Consider the following 16355-nt stretch of genomic DNA (forward strand, 5'->3'; position numbering starts at 1 on the left):
CACCTCGCGCCCCACCACCTCGCGCCTCGCCTCGCCGTGCGCCACCTCAGCGCGACTGACCTCAGCGCGACTCGCCTCGCCGTGACGCACGAGGAGGCCATGCGATTGGCCCTGGCGCAGGCCGTCGCGGCCGGCGACCGGGGTGAGATCCCGGTGGGCGCCGTCGTGCTCGACCCGGCCGGCGAGGTGCTGTCCGCCGCGGGCAACGACCGCGAGTCCGCCGCCGACCCCACCGCCCACGCCGAGGTGCTCGCGCTGCGCAGCGCCGCCGCACTGCGCAGCGAATGGCGGCTGACCGGCTGCACGCTCGTCGTCACGCTGGAGCCCTGCACGATGTGCGCGGGCGCCGCCGTGCTGGCCAGGGTGGAACGCATCGTGTACGGGGCCACCGACGAGAAGGGCGGGGCCGTGGGGTCGCTCTGGGACGTCGTACGGGACCGCCGCCTCAACCATCGGCCGGAGGTCGTCATGGGCGTGATGGCCGAGGAGTGCGGTGCGACCCTTAAGCGGTTCTTCGCACCTCGCCGGATCCGGTAAGCTCGTGCGCGGTGGTGTCGCCTAGTGGCCGAGGGCGCACGCCTCGAAAGCGTGTGATGGGGCAACTCATCCGTGGGTTCAAATCCCACCACCACCGCCACCAGAAGGGGCTTCCGACCAGCACGTCGGAGGCCCTTTCCGCTGTCCGGCCCCCTCACGCCCAGCCTCCGCCCCTCGCGCCGGGCCCTCGCCCCCTCGCGCCGGGCCACGCGCGCCTCGCCCATTCGCGCCCGGTCCGTTCATCGTCGGGCACAAAAAAGGAGCCGCGATTAGCGGCTCCCTTTTCTTCTTTCTCAGTTGGGCAGTTCAAGAACCCTGGCATGCAGGATGGACCGCTGATGCAACGCCGCCCGCAGCGCCCGGTGCAGCCCGTCCTCCAGATAGAGCTCGCCCTGCCACTGCACCACGTGCGGGAAGAGATCCCCGTAGAACGTGGAGTCGGCGGCGAGCAGCGAGTGCAGGTCCAGCATGGCCTTCGTGGTGATCAGAGAGTCGAGCCGGACCTGCCGGGGAGGGATCTGAGCCCACTCGCGGTTCGTCAGACCGTGGTCGGGATAAGGGCGTCCGTCGCCGACTAGCTTGAAGATCACCCCCCTGATTTTAGGAGAGAATCCGATTCCTCGCGCTATCCGCCCGTGTCAGGGCAAGCCCGTTGAGATCGCAGTCGGCCGGGGCGCCCTTTTCGTAACCGCGCTGGAAGGCCTTGACACGTTGCTCGGAGCTGCCGTGGGTGAACGATTCAGGGTCGATTCTGCCCGTGGTGCGCTGCTGGATTCTGTCGTCGCCCACCGCCGCGGCGGCGTCGATCGCCTCGGAGATCTCCGCCTGGGTGAAGGGGCGTTCGTAGAAGCCGGTGTCGATCGCGTTGCGGGCCCACACGCCGGCGTAGCAGTCGGCCTGCAGCTCGACGGGGACGGAGCTGCCCTCGTTGAGCACGCCGAGGAGGTTCTGGACGTGGTGGCCGTACTCGTGGGCGATCACGTACGCCTGGGCGAAGGGGCCGCCCTTGGCGCCGAACTGGCTGTGGAGCTGGTCGAAGAAGCTGAGGTCGAGGTAGACGCGCTGGTCGCCGGGGCAGTAGAAGGGGCCCACGGCCGAGCTGGCCGAGCCGCATCCCGTGTTTAACCGGCCCGAGTACAGGACCGTCTTCGCCAGCCGATATTGGGAAATTTCCTGCTTCCAGTAGTCCTGGATGCTGTTGACGACGCCCACCACCTGGCACTTCTCCGACTGGTCGGCGTCCTTGCCCGTCTTGCACTGCTCCGACAGGTTGGCCGGAGGCTGCTGCTGCTGCGCAGGCTCGTCGCCCCCGCCGACGTTGTTCAGCACGAACACCAGCACGAGCACGATCAGGCTGACGATCCCGCCCCCGCCGATGACCATGCCCCCGGGGAACCCGGACAGGCCGCTGCCTCCGCCGCCGCTGCCTCCGCGGTCCTCCACCTGCGAGGAATCCAGGTCGACCTGGTCCCGGAAATCCATGGTGACGTCCTTTCCCGCCGTTGCGCCTGGCGGGACAACTGCCCCGAGGAAGGCCCGCCTATCGTCAGATGCCGCCGCTGAAGGTGTCGCACCGCTCGGGATCGCCGCTCTCGTACCCGGTGGTGAACCACTTCTCGCGCTGCTGGGAGGTGCCGTGCGTGAAGGCGTCCGGGGTCACCCGGCCCTGCGTGCGCCGCTGGATGCTGTCGTCGCCGACCGCCGCGGCGGCGCTGAGCGCCTGGTCGATGTCGCTCTGGGAGAACGGCTCCCGGTAGAAGCCCGTCTTGACGGCGTTCTGCGCCCAGACGCCGGCGTAGCAGTCGGCCTGGAGTTCGAGGCGCACGGACGGGCTGTCGGCGCCTGGACGGTTGCCGCGGCCGACCCTGTTCATGGTGCCGAGGAGGTTCTGGACGTGGTGGCCGTACTCGTGGGCGATCACGTACGCCTGCGCGAACGGCCCGCCCTCGGCCCCGAAGTCGCGCTGGAGCGTGTCGAAGAACGTCAGGTCCAGGTAGACCTTGCGGTCGGCCGGGCAGTAGAACGGTCCCACGGCGGAGTCGGCCGCGCCGCAGCCGGTGTCGACCGCCTGCGAGAACAGCACGGTCTTGGCGGGCGTGTACTGTTTGCGCCCGCGCTCCTGGAACGCCTGGCGCCAGTACGACTGGATGCTGTTCACCGTTCCGACGACGCGGCAGTCCTCCGACTGGTCGGCGTCGGCGCCGGTCTTGCAGCGCTCGGCCAGGTTGCCGCTGGGCGAGGCCACGGGAGGCGCGCTGGGCTGCTGCCCGCCGCCCTGCCCGCCCTGCTGGCCGCCCTCGTCGCCGGTGAAGGGCGAGGGCACGATCCCGAACAGGAACATCGCCCCCACCGCCAGGAGCAGCAGCAGGCAGCCGCCGCCGCCCCGGCCGCCGATGGGCAGCATGCAGCCGCCCGGCATCCCGCCGAACCCGCCGCCGCGACCGCCGCCGGGCCGCGGGCCTGAGGCGCGTACGTCCTCGACCTGGGACGGGTCGAGTGGCTTGTCATCGTCGAACTGCATCGCGCGCTCCCTCCGACGCAGTTCTCCCCCGTAGCCATCCGATTACGCACGGCGACGATAATCGGCATGATATTTCGTGATTGGCCCGATAATGTGGCGACCATGACGGCAGGTTTGATGGGGATTGCCCTGATCTCGCTGGGCATGGTGCTCACGCCAGGGCCCAACATGATCTATCTGATCTCGCGCTCGCTCACCCAGGGGCGCCGATCGGGGCTGATCTCGCTGGGGGGCGTCTTCCTCGGGTTCACCACGTACCTGACCGCCACCTGCCTCGGGCTGACGGCCGTCTTCGCGTACGTGCCGGCCGCGTACACCGCACTCAAGCTCGCGGGCGCCGCCTACCTGCTGTGGCTGGCCTGGAACGCGGTCAGGCCGGGCGGCGTGTCCGCCTTCGAGCCGCGCGAGCTGCCCGTGGAGCGGCCGGGCAAGCTCTTCTCGATGGGCCTGCTGACCTGCCTGCTCAACCCCAAGATCGCAATCCTCTACCTGTCGCTGCTCCCGCAGTTCATCGACCCGGCGATGGGCCACGTGCTGCTGCAGAGCCTGGCGCTCGGCTCGGTCCAGGTGTTCGTCGGCACCCTGGTCAACGGCCTCATCGTGATCTCGGCGGGCTCGCTGGCCGCGTTCCTGGCCCGCCGTCCCGTGTGGCTGCGCGTCCAGCGCTACCTCACCGGCACGGTCCTCGGCGCCTTCGCCGTCACCATGGCGACCGACCGCTCCAAGGTCGTGGTGAGCGCCTGACGGTCGAACCAGGTGGCGAACGGCGCCCTGTACAACTGCGCGGCCCAGCGGTACGCCGAGCACGTGCCCGAAACTGACGGCGCACCGGCCCAGCACGACGAGCAGCAGCTCCACGACGATGCCGGCCACGCGCCCGCGATTGACGCGGCCGAGCCTAGGGCGGCCCCACCTGGTCATGGGGCAGCCCCCAGGCCCGCCGGGCGTCCGCCTCGATCGCCCGGTGCAGGTACGCCCCCTCGGCCTGCAGATCCAACGCCCGAGGGGCGCCGCCGGGGGAGAACATCGCCCGTACCGTCGGCCAGTTCATGTCCCCGTCCAGAGGCTCCTCCACCTCCCGCACCGCGAAGCCCGCTCCGACCGGCTCCACGGTGAGCAGGAGCGGGGAGCGGAAGCCGCTGCCCGTGACGAGCACGCCGCCGCGACGGGCGTACTCCTGGCACGCGGCCACGATCCCCAGCAACAGCAGCCGCGGGTCCTTCCTGCGCACCTCGATGAACTCCTCGCGGCAGAACGTCCGCGGGCCCAGCTCCGGCATCTCCTTGGCCAGCACGTTGTACGCGTTCCGCCGCGGATCCGTCTCGAGGAAGCGATCGGCCGCCGCCATCAACGCCGCCCGCTTCGCGGAGCCGACCTCCAGGACCTCCTCCGTCGCCTTGCCGGTCGCGTCGGGCCCGTGGTGGGACAGGGCGACGGCCGCGACCGCGACCGTCAGGGCGATGCCCACCCAGACGGCTCGCCGCCGCGCCGCGGGATCACTGCTGAGGCTTGTCCGAGATCTCACCGGAGGGCTTGGGGTAGAGGATGACCGGCCCGTTGAAGATCGGCTGGGTGGAGCCGTCGGCGGAGGCGGAGGAGGCGGTCACGACGCCGAGGCCGAGCGCGAAGAGACCGGCCGTGGCCACCAGGGCGAGCTTCTTGACGTGACTCATGAGACCTCCGTGCGATAGTGAGAATGGAGGGGGATGATAGGGGACGCGGAGATCGTGACACAATCCGAATCCCCGCGTCCGAGCCCGAGCACGCGCCGCCCACTCGCACCGCGCGGCGCCGATCCGCAGGCTGGTGATCGATCACCCATGCCGACTCCCTTATGAGGAGGGCAGCGCTCCTAGTGACGCTGGAGATCAGATATCTCGGCCCGTGGCAGGTCCTGGCCGGTGACGAGCCGGTCCGGCTCGCCGGCCGCCGCCGTATCGGCCTGCTGGCCAGGCTCGCCCTGGACGCGGGGAGGGTGGTGCACGCCGAGCGGCTCCTCACCGACATCTGGGGTGACAACTCCGCGGCGACCGCGACGAAACAGCTCCACATCGTGGTCTCCAAACTCCGCCAGACCTTCGCACCCCACATCACCGAAGAGATCATCCAGACCACGTCGAACGGCTACCGGCTGGCGCTCGACCCCGACCGCATCGACGCCCACCTGTTCGCCCGCCTCGCCAGAAGCGCCCGCACCAGCCAGACCCCGGCAACAGCGGACGCCCTGTACCGCGAGGCGCTGGGGCTGTGGCGGGGTGAGCCGCTGGCCGAGCTGACCGAGCCGTGGGCGCGCATCGAGGCCGCCCGCCTGGAGGAAGAGCACCGCACCGTCTGGGAGGACCACGCCGACCTCCGCCTCGCCGCCGGCGACCATCACGCGCTGGCCGCCGACCTGGCCGCGCACGTGCGCGCCCACCCGCTGCGGGAACGCCCGGCCGCCCAGCTCATGCTGGCCCTGCACCGCGCCGGCCGTCCCTCCGAGGCGCTCGCCGTCTACCAGGACACCCGGCGGATCACGATCACCGAGCTGGGTCTCGAACCGGGCGCCGAGCTGCGCCGCCTGCACCAGGCCGTACTGGCCAAGGACCCCGCCCTCGACCTGCCCACCCCGGCCCAGCAGACCGCCCTCGGCCTGCCTGCCTCAGCCCAGCAGACCGCCCTCGGCCTACGCGCCCCGGCTCGGCAGACCACCCCCGCCCGGCAGACCGTTCTGGGTGAGCAGCGCCCGATGGCCGACCTGCCCGCCGACACGCACGCCTTCACCGCCCGCACCACCGAGATCGACGCCCTTCGCACCGCCCTCGGCCCCGCCGACGGCCCCGCCATCACGGTGATCGACGGGCCGGGCGGCATCGGCAAGTCCGCCCTCACCATCCACGTCGCCCACGCCATGGCCGGCCGCTTCACCGACGGCGTCCTCTACCTCAACCTGCACGGCTCCACCCCCGGCCTGGACCCGCTGACCCCCGCCCAGGCACTGCGCCACCTGCTGCGCTCGCTCGGCCTGGACGGCGCCGCCGTGCCCGCCGACGCCGGCGAGGCCGCCGCCCGCTACCGCTCCCTGACCGCCTCCGGCGACCTGCTGGTCATCCTGGACAACGCCCGCGACGTCCGCCAGATCCGCCCGCTCATCCCGGCCGGCCCCCGCTGCCGCGTCCTGATCACCTCCCGCGACCCGCTGGTCACCCTGGACAACGCCCACCACCTGCACCTGGGCACCCTCACCCCCACCGAGGCCGTCGCCCTGCTGTCCCGCCTGGCCGGCCCCGACCGGGTCCGCGCCGCCCCGCAGGCCGCCGCCCGCGTCGCCCACCTGTGCGGCGGCTTCCCCCTCGCGCTGCGCATCGTCGGCGCCCGGCTGGCCGCCCGCCCCGACTGGACGCTGCCCGACCTGGAGACCCGGCTGGCCGACGCCACCCGCCGCCTGGACGTCCTGCAATACGCCGACCAGGCGGTCCGCGCCAGCATCGCGGTCAGCCACCACCACCTGCGCGAAGAACCCGCCGGCCGGGACGCCGCCCACCTGCTGCCGCTGCTCGGCCTGCTCGGCCTGCCCACCCACACCCCGGCCGCCACCGCCGCCCTGACCGGCTGGCCCGCCCACCGCGCCGAAGCCGCCCTGGAACGCCTCCAGGACGCCCGCCTCCTCGAACCCGCCGGCCCCGACCGCTACCGCTTCCACGACCTGGTCGGCCTCTACGCCCGCGAACGCGCCCACGACTTGTCGTCACCAGAACGGACGGCCGCCGTCCGCCAGGCCCTCCACCACTACCTGACCACCCTCTGGCTGGCCGGCACCAAACTCAACGACGACCCCGTCCTGCGCTGCCCCGTCGAACTGCCCGCCAATCCCTTCGAGAGCACGGCGGAGGCGGAACGCTGGATCCACGACGAACGCGACAACCTGCTCGCCGTCGCACAACAGGCGCTGTCCGGCCCCGACCCGGCCACCGCCGTCGGCCTGGCCATCGGCCTCCACTGGCCCTTCTGCTTCCAGGGCTGGCACACCCAACTCGCCGACCTCTACGCGCACGCCATCGACCTGGCCGACCAGACCGCCGCCTGGGAGGACAAGGCCCAGCTCCGCAGCTTCCTCGGCTGGGTCCACCGCGACCAGGGCCACCACGACGCCGCGATCGCCGAACTCCAGACGGCCCTCGACGACTGGGACCGCGCCGGCCTGCCTCGCCGCAAGGTCGGCGTGCTCAACAACCTCGGCGTCATCAGCACGCTGGCCGGCCGTTTCGACGAGGCGATCGGCTACCTGGAGTCCGGGCTGGACCTCAACGACGATGTCGCCCGACCAGGGGCCACGGCCACCATCCGCAACAACCGCGTCCACGTCTACTACCGTCAGGGCCGCTTCGACGAGGCGATCGAGGAGGCCCGCCGGCTCACGGAGCCGGGCCCTGCGGTGGGCCCGCTCGCCGACGCGGGCATCGCCCACGGCTCGCTGGGCGACGCCTACCGACACGCCGGCCGGCTCGCCGAGGCGGTGGACAGCTATACGACGGCCGTACGGCTGCTGCACGACTCGGGATACCGGCTGAAGGAGGCCATCTCACGCTGGTGGCTCGGCACCAGCCTGCACGACCTCGGACGGCACGCCGAAGCGCGGACGCAGTGGGAAGACTCCGTCCGCCTCCTGCGTGACGCGCGCCTTCTCACGCCGGGAGAGGCCAACGAGATCCTCTCCCAGGACGTGCCGGACACCCCCCAGCCCATCAAGCACATGCTCTGACATCAGACTTGCTCTGTGACCAGCATCAGCCCCGGCGAAATCTACGAAGACTGCTCTTTCCACCCGGTGCTCTGCACCTCCAACGACGGCGACGAGATCCAGGGGATCTCCCTGATCGACGCCTCCATGCCGCGCGCCTGCTCCATCGGCTTCTGCGCGGTGGTGAAACTGTCCATCGACGACGTCATCGCCGCGCGTACCGACTGGCCCGCCTACCTCGTACGGCGCAAGGCCGAATTCGAGCGGCACTGCTCGGAGCCGCCGCTCACTCCTCAAGAGGCTCCGCACCGAGAAACCGCAGACCCCGCAGGTCCGTAGACAGCGGGAGCCCGGTGATGCCGCTCGCCAAGGCGAACGAACCCTCCATCGGCTGGTCGATCCCCGGCCCGTCGATGTCGTGCTCGGGGTCCAGCCCGATCTCGCGCATCTTCACGACGAAACGGTCCGCGTCACTGCCCGATCGCTCCTCCGGGAACATCGGGTCGAACTGGACGACCGGCGTGCCGTCGGCGATGTAGGCGAAGGTGTTCTGGGCGTAGTCGTGGCGGCAGACCGACACGACCTCGGTTCCCCGCGACAACCGGGTGTAGATGTCCTCTACGACGGCGATCTCCCAGCCTCCCGGTTCGACGACCACGGTCCAGTCGCCGACTCGGGCGGCGCCGATGAAACCGGCCGCGTCGTCCCTCATGCTCTCCCCGGCGCGGAGGTCCAGTTCGTCGAACGCCACCTCTTCCATGGTGTCCTCGTCCACACCGAACCGGCGGAGGGCCTCCTCAGGGGAGAGATCGCGGACGAAGGACACGCAGTAGATCTCGCCCAAGGTCTCGTAACCCGGGAAACAGGGGAGTTCTTCGAAGGTCTCTGTCATGGTCGCTCCTCGGTCGTTTGAGCGGCATGATCGCAGCAATCGCCGACAAACGGCTAAGGGCCCCGTCGGACCAGAGTTCCTCTGAGCTCAGCGGACGTGCCACTCGTCGGCTGGCATGAGGTCGTACATGGTGCCGGCCCAGTCGTTGGGTTTGCCGAAGACCAGCCGGGTGAGCAGAACGTCGCCGGCTCGCTGCGCACGCGGGTACATTCCCAGCTCATCCGAACCGACGTCTCCCTCAGGGGTGAACCTGACCTCTCTGCCGGTCTTCTCCAGGTAGGTGATGAGCTCAGCGGAGAGTTCTGAAGGCGGCCGTCCTATCAGTCGGATCCCGTCCAGTGAAACCTGCGGCCCGGACAACGCGTCGATGGTGACGCAGATCAGCCCCATGGAGCCGACGTAGTAGGTCACAACGCTCACCCGGTAGGCCGGAGCGCCCATGGCGCGAAACTCCATGCGCGACTGCTCGAACGGGCCGAACTCGTCAACTTTCGGGACGTCGTCGAAGGTGTATCCCTGCGTCTCCATCGCGACGGTCGCTTCCTGCAGACGCATGCCGAAGCGCAGTGGGCCGACACTCTCAAGTGGCACATAATCCCACCGTGCTCGATCAGAGTCCTCGACAACCGCCCACGGGTCAGCACACATGATCAATGCCCTTGTTTGGTCCCATTCGGCCTACGGCAGGATCTCACTGATCATGAGGTATTCACTCCGATGCCTCAGATCCGTGAGATGGCCCGGCCTCTTGTCAACGGCCAGGTCCGAGCCGAGCAGGGTGGCCCGTCACGTCAGATGCCCATGGAACCTCTGCTTCCTTCGCGCTCCGGCCGGGAGGTCATCGGCTGTGGCGGATCGCCGCTCGTACGGCGGTGTAGATGATGACCCAGAGAGCCGCCAAGGGGAGGAGGAGCATAAAGATGATCTCGACTAAACCGACGTTGGGCATGCCCGCAACATAAGGCGCCGCGGTTGGAAAACGCTTGACGATCACTTGCCTGGAGTCGGCGCGACCTGCGTCGGCCAGCGGCTCCGCGCGCATGCTGGTGACGATGAGGTCCGCTCCCGCGTCTCCAAGCCGCTCGACCTTCCCAGGACGATTGGCGTACCCCACAGCGGCCACGGTGGGCTCGCCGATGCCGGCACGTGACGGACAGACTGGGACTGGACACGACGAAGGGGCCGACTGGGTATGGTCGGCCCCTTCGTCTCTGCCTCAACCAGGCGCGGAGGATAGGGGATTTGAACCCCTGATAGGTTGCCCTATACACGCTTTCCAAGCGTGCGCCCTCGGCCACTAGGCGAATCCTCCGCCGACGAGCTTACCGGACTTCTCAGGGTGCGCAGACCATGTTTTCCGCGCGGGCTTTTCGCGGGGTGGAGCGAGCACTGCGGCGTGCGGCTAGACTGTCCAGGGACCCCTCGCGCGGCGTCATCCTGTGAACCTCCCCAGGGCCGGAAGGCAGCAAGGATAAGCGGGCTCTGGCGGGTGTGCGGGGGGTCTCTTCGTTGAGAGCCCCCTCGCAGGCGGGATGGTCGTATGAGCCTTGCGCTTTACCGCAAGTACCGACCCGGGACCTTCGCCGAGGTCAAGGGTCAGGAACACGTCACCGATCCGCTGAGACAAGCGTTGCGAACGGGCCGTATCAACCACGCCTACCTGTTCAGCGGCCCCCGCGGATGTGGCAAGACCTCCAGTGCTCGCATCCTGGCGCGTTCTCTCAACTGTGAGCAGGGGCCCACGCCCGACCCGTGCGGTGAGTGCGAGTCGTGTGTCGCGCTGGCGCCCACCGGGCCCGGCCACCTCGATGTGATCGAGATCGACGCCGCGTCCCACGGTGGTGTGGACGACGCGCGTGACCTGCGTGAGCGGGCCTTCTTCGCGCCCGTGTCGGCGCGCTACAAGATCTACATCATCGACGAGGCGCACATGGTGACCCGCGAGGGTTTCAACGCGCTGCTCAAGCTCGTCGAGGAGCCCCCGCCGCACCTGAAGTTCATCTTCGCGACGACGGAGCCGGAAAAGGTCATCGGCACCATCAAGTCGCGTACGCACCACTACCCGTTCCGGCTGATGCCGCCCGCGACGCTCAAGGCGCTGCTGGAGGAGATCCTCACCTCCGAGAGCGTGCCTTTCGAGCCGGCCGCGCTGCCCCTGGTCGTACGCGCCGGGGCCGGGTCCGCGCGTGACTCGCTGTCGATCCTCGACCAGCTCCTCGCCGGGGCAGAAGAGGACGGCATCACCTACGCCAAGGCCGTCTCCCTGCTCGGCTACACCGACGGCGACCTGCTCGACGAGGTCGTAAACGCGTTCGCGGCCAAGGACGGCGCGCAGGTGTTCCACACGGTCAACCGGGTGATCGAGGGAGGTCACGACCCGCGCCGGTTCGCGTCCGACCTGCTCGAACGCTTCCGTGACCTGGTGATTCTGGCGAACGTGCCCGAGGCGGCGTCGAGCGGTCTGCTCGATCGGCCCGCCGATGAGCTGGAGCGGCTGGTTCAGCAGGCCGCCTCGATGGGGCCCGCCGAGCTGACGCGGGCCGCCGAGGTGTTCAACGCCGGGCTCACCGAGATGCGCGGTGCCACGTCGCCGCGGCTGTTGCTGGAGCTGATGTGTGCGCGCGTCCTGCTGCCTGGTGCGGCGCAGGGGGAGGCGGCGCTGCTGGCTCGGCTTGAACGTCTTGAGCGGGGTGGTGCTGTCGCGCAGATGGCCGCCCGTGCTTCTGTTCCGTCCGTGGGTTCCAGTGCGTCCGTTCCCTCCTCCGGTGGTGCGCCGGTGGGGCTTGGGACGGTGAGCGGGGTGGGAGCGCAGGTCGCCGCCGGTGGGCATGGTGCCTCGGCGGCGGCTTCAGTCGCCGGTCCTGCTGCCAGCCCTGCCGCTGGTTCCGTCGTTGCGGGGGCGGGGCAGGCGGGGGCGGTTGATGACGTCGCGGCTGCTGCCACGGGTGGAGGCAAGGACGACTGGCCGGAGCCTGTGCGGCCTGGTGCCGTGGCTGCTGCGCCGGCTCCGACTGCTGTGCCTGCTCCGGCTGCTCCGGCGCAGGCTGCCGCTCCCGTCGGTGGTGGCGGGGCTCCGGTGGCTGGGGGAGCGGGGGCCGTTCAGTCGCAGTGGGCCGCCGTGCTGGCCGCGCTCAAGCAGCGCAGCATCGTCGTGTGGGCGAACGTGAGCACCAACGCCCAGGTGGTGGGCGTCGAAGGCAACCTGGTCACGCTCGGGTTCAGCCAGGTCGGCGCGATGAAGAACTTCACCGGTGGCGGCAAGGACGTCGTGGTGGCCGGTGTGCTGGGTGAGGTGCTCGGCGGGAACTGGCGTGTCGAGGCGGTCGTCGGTGGCTCTCCGGCTCCTCGTGGTCCGGTCCGCTCACCGTCACAAGGTCCTCCCGCAGCATCGTCCCAGGGTGCGGCATCCTCCCATGGGGGTGCGCCGTCTCATGGGGGTGCGGGTGGCTCTCAGGGGCCCGGCGGTGCGCCGGGTTCTCAGGGGGTGCCGGGGCCGCAGGGCGTGTCCGGGCCGCAGGTGGCGGGTCAGGGTGTGCCGGGTCCTCAGGGCGGTCAGGCCGCGGGGGGCTCTCAGGGGCGTACGGCCTCGCACGGGGCTTCTCACGAGGACCAGGGCGGCCAGGAGGCCGACCACCCTCCGGCCGGCGCGCCGGGACGTCAGACCACCGACGAGTCCTGGCCCGACGCTCCCGACGACTTCGGGCCTGGCTCCCCGCCCAGCCCCGACCCCACCCGGACGGTGGCCGTGGCTCAGCAGGCGGGCGGCGCTCCGGTGGGTGGCGTGCAGACCGGGACGGGTCTGGCGGCAGCGCGGTCGGCGGCCAAGGCGGCGGCGCAGTCCGGGCCGCGGGTTCCTGCCGCTCGTAGCGGGGCGCCTGCCTGGCCGGACGCCATCCCCGGACGGGACAAGGGTCCTGAGACGGACGAGGTGGACCCGCTGAACGACGCCGACGCCGATGTGGACGCCGTCTCGGGCATGGCGCTGCTGGAACGGGAGCTCGGCGCCAAGGTGATCGGCGAGATCGACCACACCTGATCGGCGAGATCGACCACGCCCGATCGGTCGGGGCTCGAAAGAGTCGCGCAGATGGTGGCACCCGAAGAGCCGCACAGAGGCGGCGTGCAAAGGAACCGCGCAGAGGCAGGCGCCCGAAGAGCGCGCAGAGGCGGCGTCCGAAAAAGCCGGGCGGAGGGCGGCGTCCAGAAGGAGCCGCGCGGAGGCGGGGTCAGAGGAGCAGGCGGGAGCGGGCGGCGACCGAGCGGAGGTCGCCGGCCGGAAGGGCGGCCAGCCGCTCCAGCACCTCGTAGTCGTCCCGCCCGTTGCAGGTCTGCGCATACACCCACAACTCATCAGGCCCCCCGCGCCGCAGCAGGAACGCCCGCACCTGAGCCTCCAGTTCGTCCCGTTCCCGCCGGATCTCGGGCGACTCCGACCGGGACAGGAGCGGCCCCGGGTAAGCCCGGGCCAGCCCGGCGGGGTCGTCGGAGGTCAGGAGGCGGCGCACCGTCATGAAGTCCGCCTCCACGGGGCAGGCGAGCCGGTAGGGCTTGGCGGCGATGGCCTCCCCGAGCTGCCCGCGCAGGCGGTGGATCTCGGCGCGGATGGTGACGGGGTTGCCGGCGTCCCCGTACAGGTGGAAGGAGAGTTGTTCGGCGGTGAGGCCGTGCGGGTGGAGGGTGAGGAGGGCGAGTATCTCGGCGTGGCGCAGCGACAGGGGGCGTTCGTCGTCGCCGATGGCGGCGGTGGGGTTGCGTTCGCCGAGGAGCGACAGGGTGAGGGTGGGCGGGGCAGCCGATGGGGTGGGGCGCAGGAGGTAGCCGTCGGAGAAGGGTTCGAGGAGGGCGGCGGTGCCGTCCCTGAGTGACAGGCGCCGACCGGCGCGCTCGGTGACGGGCGGGAACGGGCCGCCGAGGTGGACGCGGTCGCCGAGGCCGCCCGCCGGGTCGCCGGAGATGACGCGGCCGGTGGACGACAGCAGGATGCCGGGCCTGCCGCGCAGGGACTCGAAGCGGCGGCGGAGCCGTTCGTCGCGCTCGTGCATGCGCAGGGCGAGCTGGGTCTCGGCGAGTTTGGCGGTGGCGGCGACCAGGGCGACGGTGGCGGGGTGCAGGGTGCGGGCGGTGCCGCTGACGTCGACGCAGCCGATGACGCGCCCGGAGTCGGGGTCGGTGATGGGGGCGGCGCTGCACGACCAGATGTGCAGCACCCGCATCAGGTGCTCCTCCGAGTAGACGTGTACGGGCCGGCCGGTGGCCAGGGCGGTGCCGATGCCGTTGGTGCCGACGTTCTGCTCGCCCCACTGGTGTCCGGCGGCCAGGCCGATGTGGTCGGCGCTGGACAGGACCGCGTGGTTGCCTTCGCGCCACAAGACCCGTCCGTCACCGTCTGTCACGATCATGATGTGGCCGGTCTCGTCGGCCAGTCCTGAGAGGGTCTGGGCGAGCAGGGGCAGCAGGGGCTGGAGGGGGTGGGCGGCGCGGATGTCCCTGATGGAGGCGGGGTCGCAGACGAGGGGGGCGCTCTTGCCCTCCGGGTCGATCCCGGCGTCCAGCGAACGCCGCCACGATGCCTTGATCAGGTGGCGGGGCGACTCCGGCCAGGCCCGACCTGTCGCTACGGCACTTGTCGCTACGGTTTCGTGTGCTCCGCGCAGAAGACGGGAGTACGCATCGAGGTGGGCGTAACTCATCGGTCACTCCAAGTAGTCAACTAGAGCATCCGTCGTGTACCCCGCTCAGCGCAACCCGTTCAGGGGGATTGCAGAGGGTGATTGAATGAACGCAACGTGTGTGCAACCCTCCTCCACGTACGTTCTTGACCAACGCGTCGGCGTGGTGCGGCCGCTCCGCCGGCGTGATGGCCGGGTCTCGGACACTGGAGGGGGGCCGAGACCCGGCCAAAACGCGCCGACACTCGATAAACCATGACAAAGGGATGTCGAGACGCGCGTTCGGTGTGAACACGTACACGAGGCCAGGTCAGGGTGGCGCTTCCCGGCCGGAAACGCCCGCCTGGAAGCGAGATGAATGTCGCGTACGAAGATCTGGGGAGAAACGGGGAAGCTCCCCCAGTACAGGACTTCCGCCAAACCCCGTAGGCTCGTGGCAGTCAAGAACGCGGAGCCACGAGGAGCGCACGACGGTGAACCCAGGGGATGTCAACCTGCAGCAGCTGCTGGAGCAGGCACAGCTCATGCAGCAGCAGCTTGTGAGCGCCCAGCAGGAGCTCAACGACGCGCAGATCGAGGGCTCATCCGGTGGCGGCCTGGTCACGGCCGTCGTCAACGGCTCGGGCGAGCTGCTCGAGCTCAAGATCGACCCGAGCGTGATCGACGCGGGCGACGCGCAGGACACCGCCGACACGATCGCCGACCTGGTGATCGCGGCCGTCCGCGACGCCGTGCGTGCGGCCGCCGACCTGCAGCAGGAGAAGCTCGGCCCGCTGGCCCAGGGTCTGGGTGGCGGCGGCCTCGGACAGTTGCCAGGGTTCTAGGCATGTACGAGGGGGTCGTCCAGAACCTGATCGACGAGCTGGGCCTGCTGCCCGGCGTCGGTCCCAAGAGCGCGCAGCGGATCGCGTTCCACCTGCTGGCGGCCGATCCAGCCGACGTCAAACGGCTGGCGCACGCGCTGCTGGAGGTCAAGGAGAAGGTCCGCTTCTGCCGGGTCTGCGGAAATGTGGCCGCGGAGGAAGAGTGCCGCATCTGCCGCGACACCCGCCGCGACACCCACGTCATCTGCGTGGTCGAGGAGTCGAAGGACGTCGTGGCGATCGAGAAGACGCGCGAGTTCCGCGGCACCTATCACGTGCTCGGCGGCGCGATCAGCCCGATCGACGGCGTCGGCCCCGACGACCTGCGCATCCGCGAGCTGATGACGCGGCTGGCCGACGGCCGCGTCACCGAGCTGATCCTCGCCACCGACCCCAATCTCGAGGGCGAGGCGACGGCTACCTACCTCGCCCGTCTGGTCAAGCCGATGGGCATCAAAGTGACACGACTGGCCAGCGGTCTGCCTGTGGGCGGTGATCTCGAGTACGCCGACGAGGTCACCTTGGGCCGCGCGTTCGAAGGACGGAGGCTGCTGGATGTCTGACCAGTGGAGCGCGCTGGCGGAAGAGATCTCCGGGCACGCACAGAACTACGTGGACGGCCTGACCAGGGTCGCGGGCGGCGAGGGCGGCGACGCCATCTGGTCGATCCTGCTGGTGGAGGTCGCCCAGATGAGCCTGGCGGGCGCCAAGCTGGGCGCCAACCGCGACGTCATCCTCGCCGGCAACTACGAGCCGCCGATGAGCGAGGACCCTGACATCGACGGGGTCCGCACGGCGCTGGCGGAGCGGCTGGAGGCGGTGGACGACTACGCCGAGGTGTTCGACCCGTACAAGGACACCAGCGTGACGCCGTACCGGCTGTCCGACGACCTGACCGCGGTCGCCGCCGACCTCATCCACGGGCTGCGCCACTACCACGCGGGGCGTCCGCACGAGGCCCTGTGGTGGTGGCAGTTCTCCTACTTCAACACCTGGGGCAACCACGCGGGCGCGGCGATGCGCGCGCTCCAGGCGCTGGCAGCGCACTCGAGGCTCGACGTGGCCGAGGAAGCCACCACGGTCTGATCATCCACATAGTGGTACGAACCAACAGGCGCATGAAAGGCCCCCAGTAGACTGGCAGCTCACAGTC

The 16355-nt window shown here is 70.2% G+C and carries 17 protein-coding genes, 2 tRNA genes and 1 other RNA gene; 10 read left to right on the forward strand and 10 right to left on the reverse strand.

The window, feature by feature from the left end:
- The first annotated feature begins 81 nt into the window (after nt 1–81).
- Both tadA and ABD331_RS42125 read left to right on the forward strand, forming a co-directional pair.
- Nucleotides 82–537, forward strand: coding sequence for a tRNA adenosine(34) deaminase TadA (tadA, locus tag ABD331_RS42120; RefSeq protein ID WP_344488101.1), 456 nt, complete (start codon nt 82–84; stop codon nt 535–537).
- Between the two features lie 10 nt (nt 538–547).
- Nucleotides 548–637 (forward strand) — tRNA-Ser (locus ABD331_RS42125).
- A gap of 193 nt (nt 638–830) precedes the next feature.
- On the opposite strand, the gene ABD331_RS42130 is transcribed toward ABD331_RS42125, so the two are convergent.
- From ABD331_RS42130 to ypfJ (ABD331_RS42140), 3 genes are all read right to left on the reverse strand, one after another.
- Nucleotides 831–1127, reverse strand: a complete 297-nt coding sequence (locus ABD331_RS42130) for a type II toxin-antitoxin system VapB family antitoxin (protein WP_043615040.1) — start codon at nt 1125–1127, stop codon at nt 831–833.
- Nucleotides 1128–1137: 10 nt separating this feature from the next.
- Nucleotides 1138–2019: a KPN_02809 family neutral zinc metallopeptidase gene (ypfJ, locus tag ABD331_RS42135; RefSeq protein ID WP_344488104.1), complete on the reverse strand. Its 882-nt coding sequence runs from the start codon at nt 2017–2019 to the stop codon at nt 1138–1140.
- 64 nt (nt 2020–2083) lie between these two features.
- Complete coding sequence (gene ypfJ / locus ABD331_RS42140) at nt 2084–3058, reverse strand: KPN_02809 family neutral zinc metallopeptidase (RefSeq protein WP_344488106.1); 975 nt, start codon at nt 3056–3058, stop codon at nt 2084–2086.
- Between the two features lie 102 nt (nt 3059–3160).
- Between ypfJ (ABD331_RS42140) and ABD331_RS42145 the strand changes: the two genes are divergently transcribed.
- Complete coding sequence (locus tag ABD331_RS42145; RefSeq protein ID WP_344488108.1) at nt 3161–3802, forward strand: LysE family translocator; 642 nt, start codon at nt 3161–3163, stop codon at nt 3800–3802.
- Nucleotides 3803–3956: 154 nt separating this feature from the next.
- Here the strand turns inward: ABD331_RS42145 and ABD331_RS42150 are convergent, their stop codons facing one another.
- Nucleotides 3957–4526 carry a hypothetical protein gene (locus ABD331_RS42150; RefSeq protein ID WP_344488110.1) on the reverse strand — a complete coding sequence of 190 codons (570 nt, stop codon included), beginning with the start codon at nt 4524–4526 and terminating at the stop codon, nt 3957–3959.
- Nucleotides 4527–4554: 28 nt separating this feature from the next.
- Nucleotides 4555–4731 carry a hypothetical protein gene (locus ABD331_RS42155; RefSeq protein ID WP_344488112.1) on the reverse strand — a complete coding sequence of 59 codons (177 nt, stop codon included), beginning with the start codon at nt 4729–4731 and terminating at the stop codon, nt 4555–4557.
- A gap of 182 nt (nt 4732–4913) precedes the next feature.
- Here ABD331_RS42155 and ABD331_RS42160 point away from each other — a divergent pair, with 182 nt between their 5' ends.
- Both ABD331_RS42160 and ABD331_RS42165 read left to right on the forward strand, forming a co-directional pair.
- On the forward strand, nt 4914–7799 hold the full coding sequence (locus ABD331_RS42160) for an AfsR/SARP family transcriptional regulator (RefSeq protein ID WP_344488114.1): 2886 nt from the start codon (nt 4914–4916) through the stop codon (nt 7797–7799).
- Between the two features lie 15 nt (nt 7800–7814).
- The gene (locus ABD331_RS42165) at nt 7815–8117 is read left to right on the forward strand and encodes a hypothetical protein (RefSeq protein WP_344488116.1); all 303 of its coding nucleotides are present in this window, start codon (nt 7815–7817) and stop codon (nt 8115–8117) included.
- Here ABD331_RS42165 and ABD331_RS42170 read toward each other — a convergent pair.
- The 4 genes from ABD331_RS42170 to ABD331_RS42185 all read right to left on the reverse strand — a co-directional run bounded on the left by ABD331_RS42170 (nt 8065) and on the right by ABD331_RS42185 (nt 9982).
- Nucleotides 8065–8670, reverse strand: a complete 606-nt coding sequence (locus ABD331_RS42170; protein WP_344488118.1) for a DUF6461 domain-containing protein — start codon at nt 8668–8670, stop codon at nt 8065–8067. The genes ABD331_RS42165 and ABD331_RS42170 overlap by 53 nt on opposite strands.
- 87 nt (nt 8671–8757) lie before the next feature.
- Nucleotides 8758–9225 (reverse strand): hypothetical protein, encoded by a 468-nt coding sequence (locus tag ABD331_RS42175; protein ID WP_344488120.1) that lies wholly within the window; start codon nt 9223–9225, stop codon nt 8758–8760.
- Between the two features lie 283 nt (nt 9226–9508).
- Nucleotides 9509–9712, reverse strand: a complete 204-nt coding sequence (locus ABD331_RS42180) for a hypothetical protein (RefSeq protein WP_344488121.1) — start codon at nt 9710–9712, stop codon at nt 9509–9511.
- Nucleotides 9713–9897: 185 nt separating this feature from the next.
- A tRNA-Ser gene (locus ABD331_RS42185) sits at nt 9898–9982 on the reverse strand.
- A gap of 101 nt (nt 9983–10083) precedes the next feature.
- Here ABD331_RS42185 and ffs point away from each other — a divergent pair.
- An RNA gene (gene ffs, locus ABD331_RS42190) (signal recognition particle sRNA small type) lies at nt 10084–10179 on the forward strand.
- A 31-nt stretch (nt 10180–10210) separates the two neighbouring features.
- Nucleotides 10211–12706, forward strand: a complete 2496-nt coding sequence (locus ABD331_RS42195; RefSeq protein WP_344488122.1) for a DNA polymerase III subunit gamma and tau — start codon at nt 10211–10213, stop codon at nt 12704–12706.
- Nucleotides 12707–12896: 190 nt separating this feature from the next.
- On the opposite strand, the gene ABD331_RS42200 is transcribed toward ABD331_RS42195, so the two are convergent.
- Nucleotides 12897–14360: a GAF domain-containing protein gene (locus ABD331_RS42200; protein WP_344488123.1), complete on the reverse strand. Its 1464-nt coding sequence runs from the start codon at nt 14358–14360 to the stop codon at nt 12897–12899.
- 452 nt (nt 14361–14812) lie between these two features.
- Here ABD331_RS42200 and ABD331_RS42205 point away from each other — a divergent pair, with 452 nt between their 5' ends.
- The 3 genes from ABD331_RS42205 to ABD331_RS42215 are packed head-to-tail and all read left to right on the forward strand — an operon-like array spanning nt 14813 to nt 16288.
- Nucleotides 14813–15163: a YbaB/EbfC family nucleoid-associated protein gene (locus ABD331_RS42205; protein WP_139629532.1), complete on the forward strand. Its 351-nt coding sequence runs from the start codon at nt 14813–14815 to the stop codon at nt 15161–15163.
- Between the two features lie 2 nt (nt 15164–15165).
- Nucleotides 15166–15765, forward strand: coding sequence for a recombination mediator RecR (gene recR, locus ABD331_RS42210; protein WP_344488129.1), 600 nt, complete (start codon nt 15166–15168; stop codon nt 15763–15765).
- On the forward strand, nt 15758–16288 hold the full coding sequence (locus ABD331_RS42215) for a DUF5063 domain-containing protein (RefSeq protein WP_225270453.1): 531 nt from the start codon (nt 15758–15760) through the stop codon (nt 16286–16288). Before recR ends, ABD331_RS42215 begins: the two co-directional genes overlap by 8 nt.
- Nucleotides 16289–16355: the final 67 nt, after the last annotated feature.

This window comes from Nonomuraea monospora (assembly GCF_039531895.1).
In the GTDB taxonomy this organism is placed as follows: Bacteria; Actinomycetota; Actinomycetes; order Streptosporangiales; family Streptosporangiaceae; genus Nonomuraea; species Nonomuraea monospora.